The sequence below is a fragment of the Cobetia sp. UCD-24C genome (assembly GCF_001306765.1).
GTDB classification, from domain to species: domain Bacteria; phylum Pseudomonadota; class Gammaproteobacteria; order Pseudomonadales; family Halomonadaceae; genus Cobetia; species Cobetia amphilecti.
Map to the genome: position 1 here is coordinate 142,998 of NZ_LJTD01000003.1, position 25,888 is coordinate 168,885.

The 25,888-nt window shown below is 61.7% G+C and carries 21 protein-coding genes; 7 read left to right on the forward strand and 14 right to left on the reverse strand.

Annotation, left to right across the window (positions count from 1 at the left end; translation table 11 throughout):
• Positions 1-8: 8 nt before the first annotated feature.
• The gene (locus AOG28_RS04815; RefSeq protein WP_054555518.1) at positions 9-1,286 is read left to right on the forward strand and encodes a TRAP transporter large permease; all 1,278 of its coding nucleotides are present in this window, start codon (positions 9-11) and stop codon (positions 1,284-1,286) included.
• A gap of 171 nt (positions 1,287-1,457) precedes the next feature.
• A complete protein-coding gene (locus AOG28_RS04820; protein WP_054555519.1) occupies positions 1,458-2,216 on the forward strand; it encodes an IclR family transcriptional regulator in 759 nt (252 codons plus the stop codon).
• 178 nt (positions 2,217-2,394) lie between these two features.
• Here AOG28_RS04820 and AOG28_RS04825 read toward each other — a convergent pair whose 3' ends face one another.
• The 4 genes from AOG28_RS04825 to AOG28_RS04840 form a co-directional block, all read right to left on the reverse strand.
• The gene (locus AOG28_RS04825; RefSeq protein WP_043331347.1) at positions 2,395-2,871 is read right to left on the reverse strand and encodes a universal stress protein; all 477 of its coding nucleotides are present in this window, start codon (positions 2,869-2,871) and stop codon (positions 2,395-2,397) included.
• 45 nt (positions 2,872-2,916) lie between these two features.
• Positions 2,917-4,260 carry a TRAP transporter large permease gene (locus AOG28_RS04830; protein ID WP_197738683.1) on the reverse strand — a complete coding sequence of 448 codons (1,344 nt, stop codon included), beginning with the start codon at positions 4,258-4,260 and terminating at the stop codon, positions 2,917-2,919.
• Complete coding sequence (locus AOG28_RS04835; RefSeq protein ID WP_063124264.1) at positions 4,257-4,865, reverse strand: TRAP transporter small permease; 609 nt, start codon at positions 4,863-4,865, stop codon at positions 4,257-4,259. Before AOG28_RS04835 ends, AOG28_RS04830 begins: the two co-directional genes overlap by 4 nt.
• A gap of 161 nt (positions 4,866-5,026) precedes the next feature.
• Positions 5,027-6,103, reverse strand: coding sequence for a TRAP transporter substrate-binding protein (locus tag AOG28_RS04840; protein WP_235506945.1), 1,077 nt, complete (start codon positions 6,101-6,103; stop codon positions 5,027-5,029).
• Between the two features lie 487 nt (positions 6,104-6,590).
• Between AOG28_RS04840 and pdxR the strand changes: the two genes are divergently transcribed.
• Complete coding sequence (gene pdxR / locus AOG28_RS04845) at positions 6,591-8,210, forward strand: MocR-like pyridoxine biosynthesis transcription factor PdxR (protein WP_082388274.1); 1,620 nt, start codon at positions 6,591-6,593, stop codon at positions 8,208-8,210.
• 196 nt (positions 8,211-8,406) lie between these two features.
• Here pdxR and AOG28_RS04850 read toward each other — a convergent pair whose 3' ends face one another.
• From AOG28_RS04850 to thiO, 3 genes are all read right to left on the reverse strand, one after another.
• Positions 8,407-9,870 (reverse strand): NAD(P)/FAD-dependent oxidoreductase, encoded by a 1,464-nt coding sequence (locus AOG28_RS04850; RefSeq protein ID WP_200906737.1) that lies wholly within the window; start codon positions 9,868-9,870, stop codon positions 8,407-8,409.
• A 116-nt stretch (positions 9,871-9,986) separates the two neighbouring features.
• Positions 9,987-10,373 carry a nuclear transport factor 2 family protein gene (locus tag AOG28_RS04855; RefSeq protein WP_054555520.1) on the reverse strand — a complete coding sequence of 129 codons (387 nt, stop codon included), beginning with the start codon at positions 10,371-10,373 and terminating at the stop codon, positions 9,987-9,989.
• 228 nt (positions 10,374-10,601) lie between these two features.
• The gene (gene thiO / locus AOG28_RS04860) at positions 10,602-11,741 is read right to left on the reverse strand and encodes a glycine oxidase ThiO (protein ID WP_054555521.1); all 1,140 of its coding nucleotides are present in this window, start codon (positions 11,739-11,741) and stop codon (positions 10,602-10,604) included.
• Positions 11,742-11,912: 171 nt separating this feature from the next.
• Between thiO and AOG28_RS04865 the strand changes: the two genes are divergently transcribed.
• Both AOG28_RS04865 and AOG28_RS04870 read left to right on the forward strand, forming a co-directional pair.
• Positions 11,913-13,010, forward strand: coding sequence for an AAA family ATPase (locus AOG28_RS04865; RefSeq protein ID WP_235506946.1), 1,098 nt, complete (start codon positions 11,913-11,915; stop codon positions 13,008-13,010).
• Positions 13,007-14,755 (forward strand): cobaltochelatase CobT-related protein, encoded by a 1,749-nt coding sequence (locus tag AOG28_RS04870; RefSeq protein ID WP_054555522.1) that lies wholly within the window; start codon positions 13,007-13,009, stop codon positions 14,753-14,755. Before AOG28_RS04865 ends, AOG28_RS04870 begins: the two co-directional genes overlap by 4 nt.
• 34 nt (positions 14,756-14,789) lie before the next feature.
• Here the strand turns inward: AOG28_RS04870 and AOG28_RS18105 are convergent, their stop codons facing one another.
• From AOG28_RS18105 to xsc, 5 genes are all read right to left on the reverse strand, one after another.
• The gene (locus AOG28_RS18105; protein WP_152965333.1) at positions 14,790-15,374 is read right to left on the reverse strand and encodes a hypothetical protein; all 585 of its coding nucleotides are present in this window, start codon (positions 15,372-15,374) and stop codon (positions 14,790-14,792) included.
• Positions 15,371-15,802, reverse strand: a complete 432-nt coding sequence (locus AOG28_RS18110) for a hypothetical protein (protein ID WP_152965334.1) — start codon at positions 15,800-15,802, stop codon at positions 15,371-15,373. Before AOG28_RS18110 ends, AOG28_RS18105 begins: the two co-directional genes overlap by 4 nt.
• Positions 15,803-15,855: 53 nt before the next feature.
• A complete protein-coding gene (locus AOG28_RS17605; protein WP_082388276.1) occupies positions 15,856-16,728 on the reverse strand; it encodes a DUF2971 domain-containing protein in 873 nt (290 codons plus the stop codon).
• Positions 16,729-16,884: 156 nt separating this feature from the next.
• Positions 16,885-17,904, reverse strand: a complete 1,020-nt coding sequence (gene pta, locus AOG28_RS04875; protein WP_054555523.1) for a phosphate acetyltransferase — start codon at positions 17,902-17,904, stop codon at positions 16,885-16,887.
• Positions 17,905-18,068: 164 nt separating this feature from the next.
• The gene (gene xsc / locus AOG28_RS04880; protein ID WP_235506947.1) at positions 18,069-19,889 is read right to left on the reverse strand and encodes a sulfoacetaldehyde acetyltransferase; all 1,821 of its coding nucleotides are present in this window, start codon (positions 19,887-19,889) and stop codon (positions 18,069-18,071) included.
• Positions 19,890-20,142: 253 nt separating this feature from the next.
• Here xsc and AOG28_RS04885 point away from each other — a divergent pair, with 253 nt between their 5' ends.
• Together AOG28_RS04885 and AOG28_RS04890 are read left to right on the forward strand one after the other, a co-directional pair.
• On the forward strand, positions 20,143-20,994 hold the full coding sequence (locus AOG28_RS04885) for an IclR family transcriptional regulator (RefSeq protein WP_082388278.1): 852 nt from the start codon (positions 20,143-20,145) through the stop codon (positions 20,992-20,994).
• A gap of 121 nt (positions 20,995-21,115) precedes the next feature.
• Positions 21,116-22,000 (forward strand): DMT family transporter, encoded by an 885-nt coding sequence (locus tag AOG28_RS04890; RefSeq protein ID WP_054555524.1) that lies wholly within the window; start codon positions 21,116-21,118, stop codon positions 21,998-22,000.
• Between the two features lie 153 nt (positions 22,001-22,153).
• On the opposite strand, the gene AOG28_RS04895 is transcribed toward AOG28_RS04890, so the two are convergent.
• Together AOG28_RS04895 and AOG28_RS04900 are read right to left on the reverse strand one after the other, a co-directional pair.
• Positions 22,154-24,046, reverse strand: a complete 1,893-nt coding sequence (locus AOG28_RS04895; protein ID WP_054555525.1) for a dihydroxyacetone kinase subunit DhaK — start codon at positions 24,044-24,046, stop codon at positions 22,154-22,156.
• A 314-nt stretch (positions 24,047-24,360) separates the two neighbouring features.
• Positions 24,361-25,626 carry a sensor domain-containing diguanylate cyclase gene (locus AOG28_RS04900; RefSeq protein WP_082388279.1) on the reverse strand — a complete coding sequence of 422 codons (1,266 nt, stop codon included), beginning with the start codon at positions 25,624-25,626 and terminating at the stop codon, positions 24,361-24,363.
• Positions 25,627-25,888 lie beyond the last annotated feature (262 nt).

Sequence of the window (25,888 nt, forward strand, 5' to 3'; positions counted from 1 at the left end):
AGGTCAGCATGACAGACGGTATCTGGATCTCCCTGATCACGGCGGGCGTGACCGCCTTCTTCCTGCTCGGCGTGCCCATCTTCCTCGTCATCGGCCTGTGGGTGGTCGGCACCAGTCTGGTGATCGACTTCACGCTGGCCAATGTCGGCGTCACCCTCTTCCAGGGCCTGAGCTTCTTCGGCCTGCTGGCGTTGCCGCTGTTCATCCTCACGGGGGACCTGATCAACGCGGCGGGCATCGCTAAGCGACTCTCCGACTTCGCCTACTCGACGCTGAGCTGGATGCGCGGCGGGATGGGCATGTCGACCCTCGGCGCCTGCGGGCTGTTCGCGGCGATTTCCGGCTCCAACGCCGGTACCACCGCCACCATCGGCTCGATCATGCAGCCCGAGATGGTCAAGAACGGCTATGACGAACGCTTCGCCGCCGCCACGGCGGCCTCCGGCGGCACCGTGGGCATCATCATTCCGCCCAGCATCATCTTCATCGTCTACGGCTTCATGATGAACCTGTCGATCAGTGACCTGTTCATCGCCGGCATGGTGCCGGGCGCCCTGATGGTGGTCGCGATGATGGGGGCCTGCTATCTGGTGGCGCGCAAGAATGGCTGGGGCCAGCTGCAGCCCTTCAAGGCCGGTGTCAGCGCCAGGCTGGCGCGCAAGGCCTATCTGGGCTTCGCGACCATCGGCGTGGTGGTCTACGGCATCTACTCGGGCAAGTTCTCGCCGACCGAAGCCGCCGCCATCACCGTGGGCTTCACCATGATCGCGGGGCTGTTGATCACTCGCGAGATCAGCCTCAGGAAGCTGCCGACCATCATGCTGCGCTCGGGTCAGATCGCCGGCATGTTGGCACCGCTGATCGCCATCTCGGTAGTCATGCAGCAGCTGCTGTCGGTGCTGGGTGCCGGTCAGGCGCTGAGCGAGATGCTCAGCGGCATCGACAACTACTACCTGACGCTGGGCACCTGCATGCTGATCATCCTGCTGGCGGGCATGATTCTGGAAAGCCTGCCGGTGACGATCATCCTGGCGCCGATTCTCGCGCCCATCGCCCAGCAGGCCGGGGTCGATCCGATCCACTTCTCGGTCATCTTCCTGGTCGGTGCCGCCATCGGCTTCGTCACGCCACCCTTCGGGCTCAACCTGTACGTGGCCAGCAGCATCACCGGCATTTCCTACGTCAGACTGGTCAAGTACGTGATTCCCTACTTCATCGCGCTGATCGCCTGCTGGCTGGCCATCTGCCTGGTGCCTTCCCTTTCCCTGTTCCTGGTAAACCTGTAACACTAGCCTCATCGACAGCCCCGCGAGGGGCTGTCTTCGTCTCATCAGGGCAGCCTTCGCCAAGGGGCCCACTGCCGTGATGAATCGATGCACTGACGCCTTGCCACCCTGCCCATGTCGGCCCCGGTCGCCCCGAGTGACATGCGCCCGACAGCAGGATGAGGACACTAGATGAGCAAAGACACGCCCACCAATTCGACGCTCTTTCGCGCACTCGGCCTGCTGGAAGAAATCGTCACCACCCAGCACGCCGTCAGCGCCGCCGACCTCGAGAAGCGCTTCGACATCCCCAAGCCGACCGTCCATCGCCTGCTCAAGCAGCTGGAAGAACAGCAGCTGATCAGCCGTGATCTGGATGGCCGCCACCTGCTGCCCGGCCCGCGCTTTCGGCGCATGTCGCTGGGCGCACTGGCCAATGAAGGCCTCAAGGTGCCGCGCCGTGTCCTGCTGGAACGGCTGGCGAAGGAAGTCGGCGAGACCTGCAACTTGACGCTGCTCGATGGCCACGAGGTGATGTATTACGACCGCGTGGAAACCAACTGGCCGGTGCGCATCCAGCTGGCGCCCGGCTCACGCCTGCCGCTGCACTGCACCGCGAGCGGCAAGCTGTTTCTGGCGCTGATGCCGCTGCATCGCCGCCGCGCCCTGCTCGCACATCTGGCGCTGGAAGCGCACACGCTCTGCACCCTGACCTCGCGGGCCACGCTGGAAGAGGCGCTCGACACCGTGGCGCGCAACCAGCTGAGTACCGATGATGAGGAGTTCATCCAGGGCATGGTCGCCATCGCAGTGCCGGTCTTCGATGAGGTCGGCCAGATCCAGGCGACATTGGCGATCCACGCGCCGCGCCTGCGCCACTCCATCGACTCCCTCTTGGAGTGGGCACCGTTGATGCGCCAGATCGCCACTGAGCTGGAAGGCACGCTCTGAGGCGCACATGACTCCTGAGGAAATCCCGTCCAGCCCCGAGTGACACCTGAGCCACGCTGACGATGGGCCATGATCCAAAAAGCTCGCCCCCGCAGACAGTGATTGTCTGCGGGGGCGAGCTTTTTTCATCTGCCAACTTGCTGAGTACCGCTTTTCCTCAAGCGTCTCTCTCCTGCGGTCAGGGCGTCGGTACCACCACCACCGGAATGCTGGCGCGCTTGATCACCCCCTTGGTGACCTTGCCCGCATAGGAGGCCACGAAGCCGCGCTTGTTGGTGGCCATGATGATCATGTCGCAGTCATGGCGCGTGGCGTAGCGGATGATCTCCGAGGCCGGATAGCCCTCCACCACATTCAGTCCCGCAATCACCGGGCGCGGGTCGCCGTTGTCATGGGTGCTCCAGAAGTCCTCCAGCATCTTTTCCAGGCTCTCTTTCGCCTGATCGAGCCGCTGCTGCATCAGGCCCTCCAGCGTCGGCTTGTGGCGGATGTTGACCTTGAGGGTGTTCATCACGTCATCCGACAATGACTTGACGGTGTGCAGCACATGCAACTCGGCACCCGTCGCGCCCGCCAACCACACCGAGCGCGCCAGTACCCGCTCACAGTCTCCGCGCAGGCCTACACAACACAGAATTCGTTTGACTGCCGGCATCGTCCTTCTCCTCGTTCATTGCAGGGCTAGCGTTCAGATGGCGCTTCAGTACCCCATCACCCTGGGTAGCCACAGCGAGATTTCAGGCACATAGGCGATCAGGAAGATGGCCGCCACCGAGCCCGCCGCGAACGGCAATGCCTTCAGGGAAATCTCCTCGATGGAGGCCCCGCCTATCCCCGAGGCCACGAAGAGGTTCTCCCCCAATGGCGGCGTCTGGAAGCCGATGGCCAACGCACAGACCACCACGATGCCGACGTGCACCGGGTCCATCCCCAGCATGTACATGATCGGCAGCAGCACCGGGGTGAGAATCATGATCGCGGCCAGCGTCTCCATGAACATGCCGACGAACAGCAGGAAGAAGATGATCATCGCCCAGATCAGGTAGAGGTTGTCGGTCATCGCCAGCATGCCTTCGGCGATATGCGCCGGCACGCGCTGCTCGACCAGCAGCCGCCCAAAGACAGTCGCCGTGAACAGGATCAGCAGCACGCGACCGGTGATCCAGGTGGTGGTCTCCAGGGTGCGCAGCGTCGGCTTCCACTTGAGTTCCTTGTGCAGGAAGATGCCGACGATCAGGGTATAGACGATGGCGACGATGGCGGATTCGGTCGGCGTGAAGAGGCCGCTGTAGATACCGCCCAGGATGATGAAGGGCGCCAGCATCGACCAGACGCCCTTCTTCAAGGTGGCGCGAATATGTGGCCACGACCAGCTGTTGGTCAGCCCGCGATAGCCGCGTTTCTTCGAGATCACGTAGTTGATCATCAACAGGAAGCCGGCGATCACCACGCCGGGCATGACGCCGGCGATGAACAGTTTCGGGATCGACAGTGTCTGGAAGTCACCGTGCATGGCCACCGCTTCGGGCGGCGGCTGCAGGCCCATGCCGGAAATCCCGAAGATCACCATCGGGATCGATGGTGGAATCACCACCCCCAGCCCCCCGGAAGAGGCCGTGATCGCCGAGGCATAGCCACGGTCGTAACCGCGCTTGGCCATCGCCGGAATCATCAACATGCCGACCGCCGCCGTGGTGGCAGGTCCCGAGCCGGAAATCGCACCGAAGAACATGCAGGCAAATACCGTGGCGGCGGCGAGCCCGCCCGTCACCGGCCCGGCGAAGGCCTCGGCGATATCGACCAGCCGTCGCGAGATGCCGGCGGCCTCCATCAGCGCCCCGGCCAGAATGAAGGCCGGCAGGGCCATCAGCGGGAAGGAGCCCACCGAGGTAAAGGCGATCTGCACGAACGCCATCGGGTTTTCATCGATGCTCAGATAGGTCGCCAGCGCCGCGACACCCAGCGAGACGGTGATCGGTGCGCCCAGTACCAGCAGCAGGAAGAAGACGCCAAACAGGATGTAGATGATGGTGGAATCGATCATGACTTGCCGCCCTCCTGTCTTTCACTGGGCTTTCCATCACTGGCCTGTGCGTCGCTGGCCTGTGGTTCAATGGCCTGGCCGTCACCGCCCTGCTTCAATTCCTCCATTGCCTGGGAATCCGGGTCCACGATGTCTTCCTTGCGCACGAACTTGAGATAATTGGTCTGGATTATGCGCACCGTCATGGCGGTAAAGGCCAGCGGCAGAATCAGATAGAAGTACTTCATCGGCACACCCAGCGTCTGTGACTTCCAGAACAGATTCATCTTGTTGAACACGAAGTCGTAGCTGTAATAGATGAACACCGCATTGAAGGCGATCCAGATGATATCGGTCAGAACACCGCAGAGGGTTTCCACCCAACGCGGCAGGAATCGAAACTGGAAGGTCACGCGGTTATGCGCCGACATGCGTGTGGCGTAGACGGCGCCTAGATAGGCAAACCACACGAAGGCATAGGTCGCCAACTCGTCTCCCCAGGGAATCGAGTAGCTGAAAAGGTTACGCAGCATGATCTGCGTGAAGAGAATGATGACGAACACCACCAGCAGAAACTGGCAGAGATAGTTCTCGATATTATCCAGAAACTTCAACAATACCCGCATGGATACACATCCCCCGACATCGCCAGCGATGACCACTTGACGCCACGTTTCCCCTGCCAGCGATCACATGTCGACGACATGCTCTTGGCATGCTCATGACAGGTGCCGGCTGGCAGGGGAATCCGGGCGGGCCTTGAAAGCCTCAGCCGTTCAGGAGGTCTTCAGGGCGCGGTTGACGGATCACGTCCGAGGGTCTCGAGCACTTCGACCAGCTTGTCGCGGCCGCCGATGCTGTCATAGAAGTCCGGCCAGATGCTGGAGGCCTTGGCGATCCATTCCTGCTCGTCATTGGCGGGCTGGGTGATGGTCATGCCGTGCTCTTCCACCAGTGATTTCTTGATGGAATCCTCGGTGGCCAGCAGGTAGTCATAGCTGTGCGACGTCGCCTCTTCACCGGCCGCCAGCACCAGTTGCTGGTTCTCTTCGCTGAGGCTCTGGAAGGTGCCTTCGCCCATGATCAGCGGTTCCATCGAGAACACGTAACAGCTGTCGGTGACGTGGTTCTGCACCTCATAGAACTTCATGGCATCGATGGTGATGTAGGGATTGTCCTGACCATCGACGACGCCCTGTTGCAGGGCGGTGAAGGTCTCGGACCACGCCAGCGGGTTGGGGTTGACGCCCCAGGACTGGTAGGAGGAGATCATGATCTCGTTCTTGGGCACGCGAATGACCATGCCTTCCAGGTCTGCCGGTGAGGCGACCGCCTGCTTGGAATTGGTCAGACGGCGGCAGCCGGAATAGGCCCAGCCCAGAATGCGGATACCGGAATCGCGCAGGGTGTTCTCGCGCAGCTCATCGCCGATCTTGCCTTGCGTCAGCGCCTTGGCATCGTCCGGGCCGTGGATGACATACGGCAGGGTCAGCACGCCGACGGTCGGCGAGAATGGCGTCAGGTTGTTGATCGCCACCACGGACAAGTCAACGAGGCCCATGCTGGCGTTGTTGACGGTATCCTGCTCGCTGCCCAGCTGGCCGTTGGGGAACAGGTCCACCTTGATGTCGCCGCCGGATTTCTCTTCCACCAGGCTTGCGAAGGTCTTGCCCAGTTCATACTGGGTGCCGCCGGCGGCATCGCCGAGGGCCATCTTCCAGGTCGCGGCATTGGCGCCAGCGGCCATGCTCAGGCTCGCGGCAGTCACCGCGATGGCCAGCGTGGACTTGAAGGCGCTGGTGCGAGATACGCCAGTGCGAGTCAGCAAGCGGAGGTCTGAAAGGGTCTGTGTCGAGTCGATCATCTTGTCTGTCCCGTCGTTATTGTTGTTGCGGGCTCCTGACGGCTGCGCGTGATAGCGAGCGGGGTACTGCACCTCATATCGTCAATGACTTCGCGTCTGCACCACTATCTCGCAGCGTCTCATGTCATTCACGATTGCCATCACCTGCTCATCTACAGCCCCAGGAAAGGGAGTGTGAAGTCGCGTCGTGCTTGAACTGTGCTTTCGTTGTACCTGCCAGATCACTTTCTCCCCGTGCGCCATTCCTCGATAGAACCAGTCCGTCGGCATCGATGGGGCCAGTCCCGGCTGGCTATTGCTCTCCCGACGGGGGTCTGCCTCAATGAAGCCGTACCGGTGGCTGCCACCTCAGGGCAGATAGTGTCCCGCGCGCCACTCACTGATGGCGCACCGCGGGGCAATCAGGTACAGAAAATGCATATAAAACGGGCACTTCCGCTGGAAAGTCCTCGTGACGACACGCTCGCGAAAACAATAGAGAACACGCATGAGCCACCCGCTGTTTCACCTCGATTCCTCGCGCAAGGAAAGCCTGCAATTCCAGATTCGCGAGCAGATTTCCCAGGCGATTCTCGAAGGCCATCTGCCACGTGATGTCGCGCTGCCCTCCAGTCGCAAGCTGGCCCGCGAGCTGAATGTCGCGCGCAATACCGTGATGCTGGCCTATGAGCAGCTGCTGGAAGACGGCTTTCTGATCGCCCGCGAGCGCAGTGGTTACTTCATCAATCCCGAGATTCTCAAGGGTCGCGCCGACACGCCGGTGCGCCTCAATGACATCGAGGCCGACAGCCTCGACTGGGATGAGCGGCTGGCCTTCAAGCCCTCTGAGCAGCGCGCCATCGAGAAGCCCGGCGACTGGCACCAGTACGACTACCCCTTCCTCTATGGCCAGCTGGACCCGGAATTCTTCCCCACCCAGCACTGGCGCGAATGCAGCCGCGACTCGATGAGCGTGCCGTCGATTCGCAGCTGGTCGGTGGACCACCTCAACAATGACGACCCGCTGCTGATCGAGCAGATCCACCAGCGGTTGCTGCCCCGTCGCGGCGTCTGGGCAAGCCCGGAGGAAATCCTGATCACGGTGGGCACGCAGCAGGCGCTGTGGATCAGCTGCATGCTGCTGCTCAAGCAGGGCCAGCGCTTCGCGATGGAGAACCCCGGCTACGTCGACATGTACAACATCGCCAGCACCTTCACCGATGACATCCAGCTGCTGCCCATCGACGACAAGGGCATGCAGCCGCTGGAATCGCTCAAGGACTGCCGCCTGGTGTATGTCACGCCCAGCCACCAGTCGCCGACGACCATCACCCTGCCGCTGGAGCGTCGCCGCCAGCTGCTGGACATGGCCGAGACCGGCAACTTCCTGATCATCGAGGACGACTACGAGAGCGAGAGCAACTACGCCGACAACCCGACACCCGCGCTCAAGAGCCTCGACCGCCACAAGCGCGTCATCTATGTCGGCAGCCTCTCCAAGACCCTCGCCCCCGGTCTGCGCCTGGGCTACATGGTCGCGCACCCGACCCTGATTCGAGAGGCCCGCGCCCTGCGCCGCCTGATGCTGCGCCATCCGCCGACCAACAATCAGCGTGCGGTGGGGCTGTTCATCGCGCGGGGCTATCACGACAGCCTGATCAATCAGATGCACCAGGTGATGCAGCGGCGCTTCCTGCTGATGCGTGACGCCATCCAGCGCCATCTGCCGATGATGAGCACGCCGGCCACCTACGGCGGCTCCTGCTTCTGGATGCACGGCCCGAAGAGCCTGAATGCCCACCGCCTGGCCGCCCTCGCCCGCGAGCAGAGCATCCTGATCGAGGTCGGTGACCTGCACTTCTTCTGCGATCGCAGCAGCCACCGCCACTACTTCCGCCTCGGATTTTCGGCGATTCCGGAATCACGCATCGAAGCCGGCATCCTCAAACTGGCCGCGCTGGTGCCGCTGGCGATGGAGGAGGCGCCGTCAGTTGCGGTTGCAGAGACTGAAGCACCGGAGACAGAAGCACCGGAGACGGACGCACCGGAAGCACAAGCACAGCCGTTACCCCCTCAGCCCGCCCTGCCTACGCCCCACGGCCCATCACGTCGGCAGCGCGCCAGCTAGCCTGATCCTTGCGAGGAGATGAGAGGCGAGGCGAGCCGCCGTATCGGCCATGGCTGAGGCAAACCCTGCCCTCTCCCAAGCAACGATAACTCGCAACGATTATCTTCTAGATAACAAATATGCTCCCGCACCGATCATGAAGCGCGATCAATGCGGGAGCATCCGGGTCATCGTGGCATCAGTGGCGAGTCACATTCTATTGCGCTTCATCCTTCATCGCGTACCAGCGATACAGGCAACGCTGGCCGGTGCGGCGGAACGGTGCGAACAGCGGGGATTCGACCTTGTTGAGCACATTGGGATACGGCAGGCGTGACTGGAAGATCGGCAGCACGAGATCCGCCGCGTCCCTGGCGATCCACTGGGCGAGGCGCTTGCCCGCCTGGGCGGAATACATCACGCCGTTGCCGCCATAGCCCATGGCGTAATAGATGCTCTGCTTGGGGTCCGGCTGATGGATGCGCGGCATCATGTCGTGGCTGACATCCACCCAGCCCCACCAGGAGTAATCGACCTCGATGCCGCTCAGCGCAGGGAACTTGCGATGCATGTCGGCGATCAGCAGCTGCTCGTATTGCGCCTTGGGCGCATCACGCCCCGAGACGGCACTGCGACTGCCGATCTGCAGGCGATTGTCCGGCAGCAGGCGATAGTAGTGGCGCAGCACGCGGGTGTCGGTGAGTACCTGATGGGTATGGAAGCGGGTCGCCTCGATTTCCTGCGCCGTCAGCGGGCGCGTCACCAGCGAGTTGGAGAGCACCGGCATCAGGCGCTTGTCGAGCTCCGGGTGCAGCTTGCCGGAGGTGTAGCCGCCGGTGGCCATGCCCACCGAGCGCGCCTTGACCACGCCACCCGGCGTCGTCAGATAGTGCACGCCATCGCGGGTCTCCCAGCTCTCCACCGGACTTGCCGGGTGCACCTTGACGCCCAGGCGGCGCGCCTTGCGCAGATAGCCGAAGGCCAACTTGCCCGGGTGCACGCCGATGCCTTCCGGTTCGTGCATCGCACCGCAGGCCTCTTCATCACCGACCCACTCGTTGCGCACCGTGGCGCCATCGATGATTCGGGCATCGTAATTGAAGGTCTCGCGCAACAGGCGCGCTTCCTTCTCCAGCCCCGGCATCATGCGTTCGCGGTGGGCGATATACAGATGGCCGCCCGGCTGCGGATCGCAGTCGATGCCCTTGATCAGTTCCTTGAAATTCTCCATGCCCTCGACGCACTCGCGGTGCAGGCCGTGGGCGGCCTCGAGGCCGTAACGCTCGATCCACTGCGAGCGCTTGAGGCGACCGGTGGCGCACTGCGCCTGACCGCCATTGCGGGTCGAACAGCCCCAGCTGACCCGATTGGCCTCCAGCACGGTGGCCTTGATGCCGTACTTCTCGGCCAGCACGATGGCGGCGGTCAGCCCCGTGAAGCCGGAGCCGACGATCACCACATCGGCGTCGATATCGCCCATCACCGGGCCATCGTCTGCCGGCGGCTCGCCGGCGGTGGCGACCCAGTAGGTCGGCGCGTAGTCACGCCCTTCGCCGGGGGTGGCACTCACCAGCGGGTCGTAGGCCGGGTCATACGGCCGCGAGGCCTGAGTGGCCGGGCGCTGCTCTGATTCGTTGCCCATGTCCGACGGCCGGGCGCCGTGCTGCACGATAGTTTCCATCTCGAACACCTCCTCTCACCCACGGGGTGCACGCCATGACCTGACGCCATGACGTGCTTCCCCCGGGGCAAAGACAGCTTCAGAAACCTCTTCCCTGATCGGTGCGCCGCTGGCGCTCAGACGTTGACGGGCGGACGGTTCTTGCGGAAGGCATTCTTGATCGCGATCTTGCCGTCACGCAGCGTGAAGGCGTCGATCATGCGCGCTTCGCTGCGCGCGCCATCGGCGGTGGTGCCGGTGTAGGTGCTGATGACGAAGCCACGCTCGCCATCGGCGAAGATTTCCGCGTCGATCCACTGGGCATCCGGCGCGTTCTGCCAGGCAGCGGAGAGGCCTGCACGTACGGCGTCCTGACCGGCGAAGGTCTTGCCTTCGAGTTCCGGCCCGGCGATGGCGAGGAATTCGCAGTCATCGGTCATCATCGACAGGCAGTCGTCGATGTCGTGACGGTTGAGGGCATCACAGAAGGCGGTCAGCAGTTCGATGGTGGCTTGGTGAGTCATGGGTCGGGCTCCGCAGTCTTGTTGTTGGGCTTGTTGTTAAGCAGATGAGCGGCAGCAAGCGCTGCGCCATGACCCGAGACTACGCCGACACTCGCACCGCCCTTTAGCACCAGTTGGCGGCCACCGATTGGGCCAGTTGGCACCAAGGGGGCTGCCCTGGTGCCAACTGGTCCCATCGCGCCGCGCTGATGCGGTACCAAGGCCGTCCAATCGCCGCCCTCGGGCGACTCAGCCTGCGAGGGCCGTGGGCGCAGCCACGCCCGGTGGCGTGAAGGCCTCCGCTGACATGAAGCTCTCGCGCCCGAGCAGGATGTCACTGAGCAGGCGCGTGGCGGCGGGCGCCAGCACCAGGCCATTGCGGTAGTGACCGGCATTCACGTAGAGGCCATCAAGCCCCGGCACCGCGCCGATGAAGGGCGTGCCATCCGGCGTGCCCGGACGCAGGCCGGCCCAGTGATGCTCCGGCGCCAGCTCACCCAGCGCCGGCAGAATGCTCGCGGCGCTGGCATGCAAAGACTCGCGCGCCTGCGCGGTGGTGGACTTGTCGAAGTCCTGATGCTCCAGGGTCGAGCCGATCAGAATCCGCCCATCGGCGCGCGGAATCACGTAGCGGCCATCGCACAGCACCACCCGCGACAGCAGCGGCGCATCCTCACTGCAAAGCCCCGCCGTCACCGGATTGAATACCATCATCTGACCCTTCACCGGGCGCACCGGCAGCAGTACGCCGGCGGCGGCGAGCAGCCTGCCACTCCAGGCGCCGCCACACACCACGACGTTGTCTGCGCTGACGGTCTCATCAACAAGCCGGACGCCCGTGACACGCGATGGCGTGGCAAGCACCAGCTGCGTGACCTCGCACTCTTCACGCACCCGGATACGCGGATGCGCCAGCAGACGCGCACGCAGGGCCTGACCGAGACGCGGATTGCGGATGCTGCCGAGCGTCGGCATCCACAGCGCCTGCTGATGGCCACTGACCAGATGCGGCTCGCGCGCGTAGAGCACCTCACGCTCGATCACCTCCAGCGGCTTGTACTGGGTACGCGCCCAGTCCAGCGCCAGCGCCTCATCCTCGACCCGCAGGTAGATCAGACCCTTCTGGCGGTATTCGGGATCGATGCCGGTGGCGTCCTTGAGCGCCTCGGCAAGCCTGGGGTACTCGCCTTCTGACCAGCGTGACAGTGACGAGATGGCGCTCGAATAGCGCCACGGATACAGCGGCGAGACGATGCCGCCACCGGCCCACGATGCCTCGCGCCCGCACTGGCCGCGCTCCAGCAGCGTGACCGTCTGGCCGGCCTCGGCCAGCTGCCACGCCATCATCATGCCCATAACGCCGCCACCAATGATCAGGGTATCGCTCATCTGCCTTGCTCCTGCGGGGAATGAATAATCACAAATCTCATATTTCGATACGATTTGCATTATTTTTAGAAACAAAGCTATATTCACAGCATTGCCGCCGCCCGGTTTGCCTGTCTCCCCGCGACAGGTACACCGGGCAGCCACCAACAAGAATGACGAGGGAGACACCCCGTGAGCGACGCCACCTTGACGCCTTCCAGCAGCGATACAAGCCCTGCCAGCGATGCAGGCCCCGCCGCCTCTGCCGAGCAGCCGCTGCCCGCCGGTCAGTTGCAGCCCACTGAGCTGCGCGGCGTGCGCGAGCTGTTCGGCATCGACAGCGACCTCAAGGTGCCGGTATTCGTGGAGCGCGACGCCCACGTGCCGGAAATCGACCACGCCTATCGCTTCAATCCCGATGTCACCCTCGCCATCCTCGCCGGCTTCACCAACAACCGCCGCGTGATGGTTCAGGGCCTGCACGGCACCGGCAAATCGACCCATATCGAGCAGATCGCCGCGCGCCTCAACTGGCCGTGCCTGCGCGTCAATCTCGATGGCCATGTCAGCCGGCTGGACTTGGTCGGTAAGGACGCCATCGTGATTCGCGACGGCGTGCAGGTCACCGAATTCCAGGAAGGCATCGTCCCCTGGTCGCTGACCCGCCCCATCGCGCTGATCTTCGATGAGTACGATGCCGGCCGCCCGGACGTGATGTTCGTCATCCAGCGCATTCTGGAGCGCGACGGCCACTTCACGCTGCTCGACCAGAACCGCGTGATTCGCCCGCATCCGCAGTTCCGGCTGTTCGCCACCGCCAATACCGTCGGGCTTGGCAATCAGGATGGGCTCTATCACGGCACCCAGCTGCTCAACCATGCGCAGATCGACCGCTGGAACATCGTCGCCAAGCTGGATTACCTGCCGCGTGAAGAAGAGGTGAAGATCGTGCTGGCGCGTGTGCCCGCCAAGGACAACGAGCGGGGCCGCGCCCTGATTCGCGCAATGGTCGCGGTGGCCGACCTCACCCGTAAGGGCTTCGCCAATGGCGACCTGTCGAGCCTGATGTCGCCGCGTACCGTGATCACCTGGGCGGAGAACTGCGAGATATTCCGCAATCCGGCGCTGGCCTTCCGGCTCTCCTACCTCAACAAGTGCGATGAGCATGAGCGCCCGCTGGTCGCCGAGTTCTATCAGCGCTGTTTCGCAAAGGAACTTGAGGAATCCGCGGCGCTGATGGAGAGCGACCTGATGGATGAGCAGGACAGCGACAAGGGAGCCCGGGCATGAGTGCGGCCCAGCAGGTACGCCGTCGTCAGCAGTATCTCGAGGAGCTCTCGGCTGCGAGTCTCGGGGCACTCAGCGGTCAGGCCGGCTGGGCCTATCGGGGGCGGCGTCTGAGTCGGCATGCTCAGGCGCTGCCATTGCGCACGCCGCATCTGCGCCTTGAGGAAGATGACTGCACGCTCGACAACTATCGCGCGGTCAGCGATGCCATCGCGCTGCGCCTGATCCACACCGACGAGGCGCTGCATCTGGCGGCGCGTCCGGCGCTGCCGGAAACCCGCCTGATCTATGACCTGCTGGAGCAGCTGCGCGTCGAGGCGCTGGTCGACCCTGACATGCCCGGCGTGAAGGAGAATCTGGCGCGGCGCTTCACCGACTGGTGCCTGGCCTTCTATCACGCGGGCCTGACCGAGACGAGCAGCGGCATCCTCATCTACAGCGTCATCCAGTCGTGCTGGTCGCGCCTGATGGCCTGTGCGGTGATCCACGAGACGGAGGATTACATCGAGACGACGCGCGCCTCCTTCTATCAGGCGCTGGGCGCAGACATGGCGGGGCTGAGACGCACGCGTTTCGATCAGGCGGCCTATCAGCAGCATGCGCTGAACATCAGCCTGTGGCTGGAGCAGGAACTGGCCGAATCACTGGAGGAGCAGGACGGCGAGGAGGATGACGAGTCAGAGGCCAGTCATCGCTTCGCGCTGTTTCTGGAAAACGAGGATGAGGAAGCGAGTCTGCTCGAGGAGCAGGCGGCATCGCAGCTGCCGAGTCATCGGCGTGGCGCGCCGGAGGAATTGCTGCCCTATCAGGTGTTCACCACGGCCTATGACCGCGAGCTGGAACCGGCCAGGCGCATGCGCGCGGCCCTGCTCGATGAGTATCGTCAGGCGCTGGATACGCGTCTGGCGGAGCAGAAGATCAACGTGCGGCGCCTGGCACGTCAGCTGGCGCGCCATTTCAGCTCGCCTCAGCGTGAGGGATGGCACTTCGGGGAGGAGGAAGGAATCATCGATGGGCGGCGGCTGAGTCAGGTGATTTCCTCGCCGGCCGAGCGGCGGGTCTTCCAGCGCGAGCGCTGGGTGCCCGAGGCCAGTGCGCAGGTCAGTTTCCTGATCGACTGCTCCGGTTCGATGAAGGTGCATGGCGAGGCGGTGGCGATGCTGATCGAGATACTCACCCGCGCGCTCGACATGGCCGGTGTGCCCACCGAGGTGCTCGGCTTCACCACTGGCGCCTGGAATGGCGGTCGCGCCCTGAAGGACTGGCGACGCGCCGGCAAGCCCGCACGTCCGGGTCGCCTGAATGAAGTGCAGTATCTGGTCTTCAAGCCCGCCTCACTAGCGTGGCGCCGTGCGCGCCGCAACTTCGGCGCCCTGCTCAAGGCCGATCTCTACCGCGAAGGCGTGGATGGCGAAGCCGTGCAATGGGCCTGCTCACGTCTCGCGGACAACACTCCTGCCGACGAAGGCGCGCGCCGTCTACTGGTCGTCATCTCCGATGGCAGCCCCTGTGACAGCGCCACCAACATGGCCAATGATGAACAGTACCTCGACAGCCACCTCAAGCAGGTCGTCGCGCAACAGACCCGCTCCGGCCGCCAGGCCATCCTCGGCCTCGGCGTCGGGCTGGATCTCAGCGCCTACTACCCCAACCAGCTGATCATCGACCTCGAACGCACCCTCGACAACGCCCTCGCCGATGAAATCGTCTATCACATGGCGCTGGCGTGTCGGCATCATCGATTATAAAAATCGCTAATGCAAAAACCACACACCTTCAAACTCACTCTCTAATTAATGTATAATATCCTTTTGTTGACTTGTCCGTATAATAATTTCCTTCAAGCCTATCAAAATTCTTACTTTTTATCCTCAAAATTGAAGTACCATTGTATGCAGAATCAGACTTGCCATCCTTATGCTTAGGTATAACTCGGTATACGTAATACAGCTGCACACCACTTGACTCTAATTCTTTCTTAGGCACCACAAGTAAAGTATCTGAATCGGAACCATTTGAAGACACGGACATACTCATATTGAAAAGGGTTTGCTTTATAACCGCCCTAGCGTTCACAGTGCCACTATTTCCTTCATAGCTCCAATGTATTTGCATGCTCCAGTTACCATTAAGATCTGGAAACAAGATCTTATTAAGTATCGGAAACCCTTTCCATAACTTCCTCCAAACAAAGTGAGCTAAAATAAGTATAAATAAATTCAGAAGAAAGGCTGCTTTTAATGACCATAATATATGTTCAAAAACATCATTACCACTACCTAGAAAACTTACAATGACAGCTACTACAATACTATAAAAAACTGCCACTAAAACAACAACTCTTTGTATAGAGACTAGTCCGATCATTTTACCTCCTTGTAATAAATCTCCACCCCATCTACAAACAATACAACTCGCTTGCTTTCAGTCACAATGCCAGTTAAATAAACATCACTTAAGCATGAGCCAAAAATTGCTGCCATATACCTCCCCCCAATACCTACCCTTTTAATCTCTAACCCATTAACTATAGGGGGTGAAAAATAATATGAGATATGTGTTAAAGTTAAATTGCTAGAAAGAAAATGAAAGCCATCATGGAATATGTCGGTCTTTTTAGAAATACTCAGCAAAAAGCTCTCTACATCAGAAGAACTTGTAATTAAGCTATTTTTATGCAGAGGAAAAATAGGAACATTTAATATATCATTATAAACTACTATCCCTAAGCCAGTAAAATCATCCGCAGAACGATTAGCTATATTTAGCAATAATTTCTTAATATCATCAAGCACTTTAATCTTCCATAAAAATAGAAATAATACTCATAGAATTCGAAAATTTAACACTACCAATAATTATAGGGTATATTTGACCCCCGGACGAGGGTATTGCTATATCCATTTTCTTTTAGCAATATTTCTACGGAAGATCGTGCTCGAAGCTGGCTAGGATTTGGCCCTACAATTACTTCTCTAAGCGCCGCTTTATTACTTTTCAGTATATCAAGCACTATATATGGAATCACATATGAAGCGCCATCTCTAAAACACAAATTCTGATCAGTTTTATTAGCTACAATTCGCCACTCAGCTTCTTCATGAAAACTTTCATGCTTAAACCTACATGCTAACTCTAGTAGGCTATGACTTAAATTTCGAACAACTTCATGCGCCACATCAGATTTATTGCTTAGCACTTCATCTCGATAAACAAGCATATGGTCTAACTGCTCTTTAAAATCTAAAGCGTTAAACTCTTCAATACTTATATTTTGCTTAGGAAAACTCTCAAGGGCTATATCAAACAGCTCAGCTATAGCTGCCTCTCTAGCTCTATTGCTATACACACACTTCTCAAATCTAAAATTATTATTTATGCAATAACTTTCGATAAGTTTACGATCAAATCCCAAACAGTAGCCACTCCCTTTAGGGCAGTATCCTCTCCATTGGCTTAACAAGTCTGGACATTCACTAAAAGACGACACATAGAAATCTTCTATTAGCAATGAGCCCAATTCTTCTCTTACAAACCATGCAAAAGTTTCATAATAATCTTCATTTGCATAAAGTTCCCCAGAAACATATCTTGCTTTATCTATTAAATTCGAAAATTCTGTAGAATCATTTAAATAATTTGAATTAGTACACCACACAGCGCCAGAACTTAGCATACCAATCAATCCAGCTTGACTTGTATAGTGATACACCTTATCCATATAGAGACTCCGGTCAACTTGCAGACAAACTTAAAGAGGCATATTAGTTCAAAAAACAATCAATAACAATTACAATATAAGTCAGAAGCTTTTAATAGGCAGACTTTCGCCTGCCTAATCTGCCGTGGGCGGCTAGCAGAAGGAAAAAGGAGAAATTCAGTCTTGCGGGGAGCGCTGCTGTGCCTGGACAACAGTGACCGCAATGACATTGAGGATGTCGGCGGTGGAGCAGCCGCGCGAGAGGTCGTTGGCGGGTTTGGCGAGGCCCTGGAGCAGCGGGCCGATGGCTTCTGCGCCGCCGATGCGCTCGGCGAGCTTGTAGCCGATGTTGCCGGCTTCCAGATTGGGGAACACCAGCACGTTGGAGGCGCCTTTGACGCGGGAAGTGGGCAGCTTGCGCTCGGCGATTTCCGCCACGATGGCGGCGTCGAGCTGCACGTCTTCATCGATGGCGATATCCGGGCGTTGCTCGCGTACCCGATGCGCGGCCTGTACCACCTTGTCCACCGAGGCGTGATGCGCGCTGCCATTGGTGGAGAACGACAGCATCGCCACCCGTGGGTCTTCCCCCAGCAGAGCCTGGGCGCTGTCGGCGGCGGCCAGCGCGATCTGCGACAGCTCCTCGGCATCGGGGTCGATCACCAGCCCGCAGTCCGAGAAGATCATGCCGCCCTTCAGGTTGTGGAACGGCTTGCACAGCATCATCAGAAAGAAGCTGGAGACCAGCTTGCTGCCCGGCGCCAGCCCCAGCAGTTGAATGGCGGTGCGCACCACATCGGCAGTGGTGAGCACGGCGCCGGCCACCGAGCCATCCGCCAGCCCTTCGCGCACCAGCATGTTGGCGAACGTCAGCGGATCACGAATCTTCTCGGCGGCCTGCTCCGCCGTCATGCCCTTGGCCGCGCGATGCGCGTGCAGCGCCTCGGCAAGCCTGGCGGTGTGCTCGGAGGTGACGGGGTCGATCAGCTCGAGCCGTGCCAACGCCTGATCCTCAAGCCCGGCTTCTCTGGCGGTGGCGGCGATGACGATGGGGTCACCGACCACCATCACCTGCGCCAGGCCCTGCTCCGCCGCGCTCACCGCCGCCTGCACCACCCGCATGTCCTGCCCTTCGCAGAGCACGATACGACGCGGGTCTGCCTTGGCCCGCGCCAGAATGTTGTTGAGTGCCTTCATGTCTGTCTCCTCGCTGCCCTTGCAGGCAGCCGACACATCCAAAAAGCCCCGGACATCTGAAATGGCCGGGGCAAGGGAGAGTTCCAGTCCTGCTTGCGCGTCGCGCTACACCCGCTTCATCGCGCTGCCATCCATGACCTGCACAGCGCGATCAGCGATGGGCGTTACACGTAATCCTGATACTTCTCGAGCAGACGCACCGGCTTCTTGAGGGCGTCGCGGCGGAACGGGTCGCCCAGTTCGCGAGTACACATCACCTCGATGACGCAGGTCTTGCCTTCGTTCATCTGCATGTCGATGGCTTTCTTGAGGGCCGGGCCCACGTCTTCCAGACGGTCGACGGTGATGCCTTCGGCCCCCATGGAGCGCGCGATCTCGGCGAAGCTTTCGTTGTCCAGCTCACCGGCGACGAAGCGACGGTTGTAGAACTCGACCTGGTTCTTCTTCTCGGCGCCCCACTGACGGTTGTGGAAGACGACGGCGGTGACCGGAATGTCGTGACGCACGGCGGTCATGATTTCCATCAGGCTCATGCCCCAGGCGCCGTCACCGGCATAGGCGATGGCCGGACGTTCCGGCGCGGCAGTCTTGGCACCCATGATGGTCGGCAGCGCGTAGCCGCAGTTGCCGAAGCTCATCGGGGCGAAGAAGCTGCGCGGACGATCGAAGCGCAGGTAGCTGTGGGCCACGGAATTGATGTTGCCGATGTCGGTGGAGACCATGACATCTTCCGGCATGGCCTTTTCCAGCTCGCGCAGTACCTGACGCGGGTGCAGGTATTCGCCGCCGGAGAACGGCTTCTCGTCCTTGGCTTCTTCGATGGCGTCGAGGCTGAAGGCGTCCTTCTCGTGGGTCCAGGCATCCAGCTCGGCTTCCCAGGCGGCCTTCTCTTCACGAATCTGGGTCAGACGCGAATCCTTGGAGGCATCGCATTCCAGATTGCGACCGGACAGGCGCTCGGTCAGGGCGATGGCCGCTTCACGCGCATCGCCGCAGATGCCGACGGAGATCTTCTTCACCAGGCCCAGCATCTTGTGGTCGGCGTCGATCTGGATGATCTTCGCGTCCTTCGGCCAGTAGTCCATGCCGTGCTGCGGCAGGGTACCGAACGGCCCGAGGCGCGTGCCCAGCGCGATGACGACATCGGCCTGGGAGATCAGCTTCATGCCCGCCTTGGAGCCCTGATAACCGAGCGGACCACACCACAGCGGGTGGCTGGCCGGGAAGGAATCGTTGTGCTGGTAGCTGTTGACCACCGGCGCGCCGAGACGCTCTGCCAGTGCCTTGCACTCCTCGACGCCATCGGCCATCACCACACCGCCACCGGAAACGATGACCGGGAACTTGGCGCTGGCCAGCAGCTCGGCTGCCTCATCCAGACTCTTGCTGCCACCCGGGCCGCGGTCGACACGTGCCGGCAGCGGAATCTCGCATTCGATCTCGCCGTAGAAGTAGTCACGCGGAATGTTGAGCTGGGTCGGGCCCATCTCGGACATGGCGCGGTCGAAGCAGCGACCGGTGTATTCCGCCATGCGCGACGGGTGGGTCACGTGGCCCTGGTACTTGGTGAATTCCTGGAACATCGGCAGCTGCTTGCATTCCTGGAAGCCGCCCAGGCCGATGCCGGTGGTGCCGGCTTCCGGCGTGACGATGACCACCGGGCTGTGCGCCCAGTAAGCGGCCGCGATGCCGGTGACGCAGTTGGAGATGCCCGGGCCGTTCTGGCCGATGACCATGCCGTGACGGCCGGAAACGCGAGCATAGCCGTCGGCCATGTGGGCAGCGCCCTGCTCATGCACCACCGGAATGAGGCGAATGCCGGCCGGGGCGAAGATGTCCATCGCATCCATGAAGGCGGAGCCCATGATGCCGAACATGTCGGTGACGCCATTGGCGACCATGGTTTCCACGAAGGCCTCGGAAGGGGTCATCTTCTGCTTGCCCTGCACGACCTTGCGATTGTCTGCGCTGTCTTGAGTGCTCATGGCGTCTCCAACTCTAAATTTTATGTTTATTGATACATTTAGTTCCGATTACCGAAACATGTGACCAAAATTAGCCCTCGCCGCGCGGTCCGTCAAGCCCGATTTCGGAAAATGATCAAAAACACTCCTTTTTTAGAAACTTCTTTCGATGAATGGAGTACTGTTAAAGTAGGCACAGCAACGCAAGGCACTGACGGGCCGAGCGTTTCGGCGCCACACTGCCCAGCGCACGGATTGAAGGAGGGAATAGCCCATGAACAGTGCCACCCAGCCCCAGGCGAGCCTGCCGCGTGATCGCAAGGACGCTGACAGGGACACCAGCAAGGAAGGCAGCAAGATAGAAGGCGATACGCCCGCCCAGCGTCTGCTGGCGCTGCTGGAAGTGATCGCCGCCAAGGACCAGTTCTTCACCCTGCAGGGACTGGTGGAAGAGACCGGCCTGCCCAAACCGACGCTGCACCGTATGCTGCAGCAGCTGGAAGGCAGCGGCATGCTGCAGCGCGAGGCGGACAACCGCCATTACAGCAAGGGCAGCCGCCTGCGCCGTCTGGCGGAGAACCTGCTGCTCAACGACACCGTGCAGGGTGCCCGCCACGGCGTGCTCAACCGGCTGATGGAAGAGGTCGGCGAGAGCTGCAACATCACGGCACTGTCCGGCAGCGAGGTGCTGTATCTGGACCGCGTCGAGACCCAGGCCCCGCTGCGCTTCTATCTGCATCCCGGTTCCCGGGTGCCGGTGCATTGCTCCGCCAGCGGCAAGCTGTTTCTGGCCCAGATGCCGCCCGCCCAGCGCCGCCGCCTGCTGACCGGCACGCCACTGAACGCGATGACGCGCAATACCCTGACCGACATCGAGTCCGTCGAGGCCGAGATCGAGCAGGTCCGCCAGCAGGGCTTCGCGCTGGATGATGAGGAATTCCTGCCCGGTCTGGTGTGCATCGCGGTGCTGGCGCCCAATCCCGATGGGCCCTCCAACATCGGCGTGGCGATCCAGGCACCGGTGATGCGCCAGTCGCGCGAGGACATGCTCAAGCATCTGCCGGCACTCGAGCGCGCCGCCCGCGATATCGCCGCCATCCAGCGCGGTGCGATACCCTCCGCCTGAGGCCAGCGGGCTGGATCTGGATCTGGGAAAGAAGAGCGACAGGTACAAGGTCGTGCTTCCCGTGACGCGCATGAGGGGCTAGCCTAGCGGACTGCCTTTCACACGCCACGTCGAGAACACCATGTCCGCCAGCGATGCCTTGCGTCTTGTCCTGCTGTCCACCCTGTGGGGCATGTCTTTCATCTTCATGCGCGTGGCCGCGCCGGAATTCGGCCCGACCACTCTGATACTGCTGCGCATGGGCATTGGTGCGCTGGTACTGGCCCCGCTGCTGCTGGGCGCGGGACGCCTCAGGATGCTGTGGGAGCACAAGGGCCCACTTGCGGTGCTGGGACTGACCAGTCAGGCGCTGCCCTTCTGCCTGCTGGCGCTGGCCACCACCCAGCTGGAGGCCGGCTTCACCTCGCTGATCAATGCCACCACGCCGCTGTTCACCGCGCTGCTGGGCATGGCGCTGTTCGCCACGCCGATCCAGAAGCAGCAGTATCTCGGCCTGGCCGTGGCCTTCAGCGGTGTCTATGTGCTGTCGAGCGATCGCCTCGACTTCCAGCTCGGCGGCGACGGCTGGTTCATCCTCGCCGCCCTCGGCGCGACCTTCTACTACGGCTTCGCCTCCAACTTCTCGCGCCAGCGCCTGATTCACCTGCCGGCGCCGGTACTGGCCGCGGGCAGCTCGCTGATGTCGTCCCTGCTGTTGCTGATTCCGGGCCTGTGGATGTGGCCGACAGCCAGCGTCAGCCTGGAAGCCTGGGGCAGCGCGATCGCACTGGCGGTACTCAGCACCAGCCTCGCCTTCCTGATCTTCTTCCGTCTGCTGGCCAGTGCCGGCGCCACCGCGACCACCTCGGTGACCTTCCTGGTACCGGTCAGCGCGCTGCTATGGGGCAACATGCTGCTCGATGAGGTGATCGATGCGCGCATCCTCACCGGCATGGGCATCACTCTGCTGGGCACCGCCATCGCCACCCGCCTGATTCGCCTGCCGACACGTCAGAAAGTCGCCTGACCGCTTGCCACATGATGCAAAAAGGCCCGCCCCTGAACACGAGGTTCATGGGGCGGGCCTTTTGGTTTATGGGGCTTTGGTTTTAGAGCTTTTGGGGGCTGGAGAGCTCAGACACGAGTCATTCGGATCAACCAGCTCAGCCGGTCAATCACATCAGCCCGCCGCTTCCTCGGCGGCATCGGCCAGCGCTTCGAAGACACGCGCCACGGCTTCCGCACCCGGGTCACTGTTGCCGACCAGATGGGCGGAAGGCACGTAGGCGGAGCGCCCGGCCCGTGCCTTGGCCATCTCGGCGGTGGCATCCGCGCCCTGACGGGCGGCGCGTGCCATCGCGGCCCAGTCGACACGCCTCTCCTGCTGGCTCTCGGCCGGCGAGGCTGACTGATCACCCTGCTGATCAGACTGCACCGATGCCTGCAGCGCCTCCAACGCCGGCAGCAGCGCATCCAGCAGGCTGCGGTCACCGCGTGACGCGCCGCCGTAATGCTGCATGCGGGCGACGCCGTGGCTCAGGGCATCGTGCCAGCGCTGGCCCAGCGGTGCCTGGCCATTCGCGTCCGACTGCTCCTTCCAGCGGGTGGCGGCGGCGGTGAACAGCGTCGAGAGCAGCACACCACTGGAGCCGCCCATGCCGTGGGCCAGCTGCTTGCCGATGGTGGTCATCAGCTCACCGGAATCGCCACACGCCAGCTCACAGTCTTCCAGCGCCTCGATCACCGCACGCGCACCGCTGGCGAAGGTGCTGCCGGTATCGCCATCACCGCTGATGGCATCGAGGCGGTCAAGGTCCGCCTCGCTGGCAAGCAGGATTTCCAGTGCCGCGCGCAGGCGTTGCTCGACCTGCGGATCGCCCGGCAGGCCGGCACGTGATTTCACGCCACGGGCGGCACGCTCCTGGCAGTCGGCCTTGGCCTGGGCACGTCTGGCATCCGAGGCTTCATCACTGGCCGTTCTGACGGCGTCCTGGCTCGGCGAGAAGTGCGCCAGTGGCGTGACCGGCTGCACACCCGGCCAGGCCACCGGTGCGCAGCTGGCGCTGAGCGCATCTTCCAGCAGGCTATCCAGCGGTAGCAGCGTCAGCGAGAAGCCGTGCATGTCCAGCGAGGTCATCAGCGGTTGCGGGCCGACCACGGCATGGATGCCCAGCGCCTGCAGCGACGGATGTGTCAGCGCCTCTTCCAGCAGCAGGCTGCGTTCCAGCGCCGAGCAACCGCCCAGATCATTGATCAGCAGCAGATGGCCGCTGGCCGGCAGGTCGCCGCCGACATCCTTGCGCGAATGACCCTGCACCAGCGCCGTGACCACGGTATCCATGATCGCATGCACGCCGTGGGTGTCCGAGTCGCTGCCAAGCTCGAGCGCCATGGCGCCCGGCTCGCCGTGAATGCCCAGCCCCAATTCCGGTGCGCGTTGCTCACGCGGCTTGCCGGGATGGCGGCCGACATTGAAGGCCACGCCCAGGGTCGAGCAACTGTCGGCGACGCGCCGTGCGACGGCGGTGATTTCCTTGAGGCCCGCCCCACGGGCCGCCAGCGCACCGGTGACCTTGTGCACCAGCAGCGTGCCGGCCAGCCCGCGTGGCTGCGGGTTGTCGGGCAGCGCCACGTCGTCGGCGACGATGACCATCTCGACCTTGAAGCCTTCCTGACGCGCCCGCTCGGCCGCCAGCCCGAAGTTGAGGCGATCGCCGGTGTAGTTCTTGACGATCAGCAAGGCCCCGGCCTCACCGGTCACTTCGCGGATCGCCGCCAGCACGGCGTCCACCGTCGGCGAGGCGAACAGCTCACCACACACGGCAGCCGTCAGCATGCCCGCGCCGACGAAGCCTGCATGCGCGGGTTCATGCCCCGAGCCGCCACCGGAAATCAGCGCGACCTGATCACGCGCCCAGTCATCGCGTACCACCAGGCGCATGCCACTGGCGGGGTCTGACAGCCGCACGCCACTGCCATCCGGGTGGCGCAGTCGTGCGCAGCCTTCCAGCGCCTCGCCGACAACCTGGCGTGGCTGATTGATGAACTGTCGGCCAGACTCGCTGCTACTCATCCTTCTCTCCTTGAGGACACTCGCCCTGCTGATAAAGGCGGCACTTGAGGCCGCCGTTCATGCCTGTCTTGTGCCACGACGCTTCCATGACGCTCGGGGGCCTCGACTCATCCTGCCTTGCCGTTCCTCCCCAGCGTCGTTCGCGACTTTGCCGGATGCAATAGTCATATCAGAAAATGATGGCATTCGCGCTGCAGCGTTGTGCCACGCCCGTCAGTCGAGCGCCTGAAAGACAAAAGCCCCCCGACGCCTGCGCGTGCGGGGGGCTTGGAATGTCGGGAGCCAGCGGGAAGCGGGCTTGCTTGTCATGCGAGTCACCTTTCCTCCTTGGCCCTGGCATCGGCAGACTCGGAATCAGCAGACACGCTATCGCCACGCTCGGTATCGGCAGGCTCGGTGTCGGCTGGCTCAGTACCGGCAGACTCAGCACTGGCAGGCTCGGTACCGGCAGAAGCTGCCTGCTGCCTCGGCGGCGACTGGGAGGCTGGCGCGGGCCTTGATGTCGGCGCGGGCTGTGGGTGCAGCCAGGAAGGCAGGCGACTGGCGGGGGCTTCCAGATTCGAGGCCTGGAAATCGCCGGCCTGGTATTCGCAGGAAGAGTGCTCCACCGGCGCGTGCACCCTGAAGCCGTGCTTGCCGTGGTGCTTGACCCGGTACATCGCCTGATCGGCCCGTTCCAGCGCCAGCCCGAAGCGATTGTCGGCATCGCGCCCGAAGCAGATGCCGATGCTCAGGCCGATGCGGCCGAGGCCACCGCTGATCTCGAGGGGATGCGCGAAGCGCTCCAGCCAGCGACGGGCAATATGTTCGACACGCGGCAGTGACATGCGGGGCAGCTGAAAGAGGAATTCATCGCCGCCGAAACGCGCCGAGAGATGATGGTGGATGCCCAGTCGATGCAGCTCATCGTTCAGGCCATGCGCGACCAGCACCAGCACTTCGTCGCCGGCACGATGGCCGAACTGGTCATTGACCTGCTTGAAGCCGTCGAGGTCGATGAAGATCAAGGCACTGTCATCGGCCAGCGGTCGCTGATGCCAGCTGTTGATGGCCTGACGATTGGCAAGCCCCGTCAGGGCATCGGTGCTGGCCAGCGCATTGAGGCGCGATTCGTAGTCCTTCTCATGACTGATGTCGGTATGCGTGCCCAGCAGGCGCAGGGCATTGCCGTGCTCATCGCGTTCGACCACCCGCCCGCGGTCGGCGACCCAGGTGATGCTGCCATCGCGGGCCAGCATGCGATGCACGACCTGATAGACCTCGGTGCGCCCCTCAAGGTGATCATTGAGGTTGGCGAGCACTTCGTCGCGGTCTTCCGGGTGCAGGTGCTCACGCCAGACATCGAAATGGGCGTTCAGCTCGCCGGGCTGATAGCCCAGCATGCGCCCCCAGCGATAGTTGAAGATGGTGAGCTTGCCGCTGGGCACTTCGAGCTGCCAGAGGCGCAGGCCGGTACCGTCGAGCGTCGTCGACAGTTTCTCTTCCAGCCCCGCTAGTCGGCGTTCAAGGCGAGCCTTGTCGCGTTCCATCTGCTGGAGTGCTTGTTCCAGTGATTGTTCACGCAGACTCTTGCGTGCCATGCCAGGCCCCCGGTCGACTCCTTGTCCTGCATCCTGTTTATCCATCGGCACCACGGCGGACTCCCTGCTCGCTTGCCGATGCATCGCTCACGGTCTTCTGTTCTGTCTTGTTGTTATGCCATGCCGCTCTGTCATGACGTTCAGTCTTGACGTTCTGTCTTGATGTTCTGTCTTGCGGCGCTTTTCCGCCTGTCGTGCCTGGCGTCCTTGGCGCTTCGCTGCCCAGCCTGGTGACTGGGCGGCTGTCACCCGCCTAAGGTCA

Excerpts from the sequence above, each read along its gene's own strand:
- AOG28_RS04815 (WP_054555518.1), top strand. The coding sequence starts at position 9 with ATGACAGACGGTATCTGGATCTCCCTGATCACGGCGGGCGTGACCGCC.
- AOG28_RS04820 (WP_054555519.1), top strand. The coding sequence starts at position 1,458 with ATGAGCAAAGACACGCCCACCAATTCGACGCTCTTTCGCGCACTCGGC.
- AOG28_RS04825 (WP_043331347.1), bottom strand. The coding sequence starts at position 2,871 with ATGCCGGCAGTCAAACGAATTCTGTGTTGTGTAGGCCTGCGCGGAGAC.
- AOG28_RS04830 (WP_197738683.1), bottom strand. The coding sequence starts at position 4,260 with ATGATCGATTCCACCATCATCTACATCCTGTTTGGCGTCTTCTTCCTG.
- AOG28_RS04835 (WP_063124264.1), bottom strand. The coding sequence starts at position 4,865 with ATGCGGGTATTGTTGAAGTTTCTGGATAATATCGAGAACTATCTCTGC.
- AOG28_RS04840 (WP_235506945.1), bottom strand. The coding sequence starts at position 6,103 with ATGATCGACTCGACACAGACCCTTTCAGACCTCCGCTTGCTGACTCGC.
- pdxR (WP_082388274.1), top strand. The coding sequence starts at position 6,591 with ATGAGCCACCCGCTGTTTCACCTCGATTCCTCGCGCAAGGAAAGCCTG.
- AOG28_RS04850 (WP_200906737.1), bottom strand. The coding sequence starts at position 9,870 with ATGGAAACTATCGTGCAGCACGGCGCCCGGCCGTCGGACATGGGCAAC.
- AOG28_RS04855 (WP_054555520.1), bottom strand. The coding sequence starts at position 10,373 with ATGACTCACCAAGCCACCATCGAACTGCTGACCGCCTTCTGTGATGCC.
- thiO (WP_054555521.1), bottom strand. The coding sequence starts at position 11,741 with ATGAGCGATACCCTGATCATTGGTGGCGGCGTTATGGGCATGATGATG.
- AOG28_RS04870 (WP_054555522.1), top strand. The coding sequence starts at position 13,007 with ATGAGTGCGGCCCAGCAGGTACGCCGTCGTCAGCAGTATCTCGAGGAG.
- AOG28_RS18105 (WP_152965333.1), bottom strand. The coding sequence starts at position 15,374 with ATGATCGGACTAGTCTCTATACAAAGAGTTGTTGTTTTAGTGGCAGTT.
- AOG28_RS17605 (WP_082388276.1), bottom strand. The coding sequence starts at position 16,728 with ATGGATAAGGTGTATCACTATACAAGTCAAGCTGGATTGATTGGTATG.
- pta (WP_054555523.1), bottom strand. The coding sequence starts at position 17,904 with ATGAAGGCACTCAACAACATTCTGGCGCGGGCCAAGGCAGACCCGCGT.
- xsc (WP_235506947.1), bottom strand. The coding sequence starts at position 19,889 with ATGAGCACTCAAGACAGCGCAGACAATCGCAAGGTCGTGCAGGGCAAG.
- AOG28_RS04885 (WP_082388278.1), top strand. The coding sequence starts at position 20,143 with ATGAACAGTGCCACCCAGCCCCAGGCGAGCCTGCCGCGTGATCGCAAG.
- AOG28_RS04890 (WP_054555524.1), top strand. The coding sequence starts at position 21,116 with ATGTCCGCCAGCGATGCCTTGCGTCTTGTCCTGCTGTCCACCCTGTGG.
- AOG28_RS04895 (WP_054555525.1), bottom strand. The coding sequence starts at position 24,046 with ATGAGTAGCAGCGAGTCTGGCCGACAGTTCATCAATCAGCCACGCCAG.
- AOG28_RS04900 (WP_082388279.1), bottom strand. The coding sequence starts at position 25,626 with ATGGCACGCAAGAGTCTGCGTGAACAATCACTGGAACAAGCACTCCAG.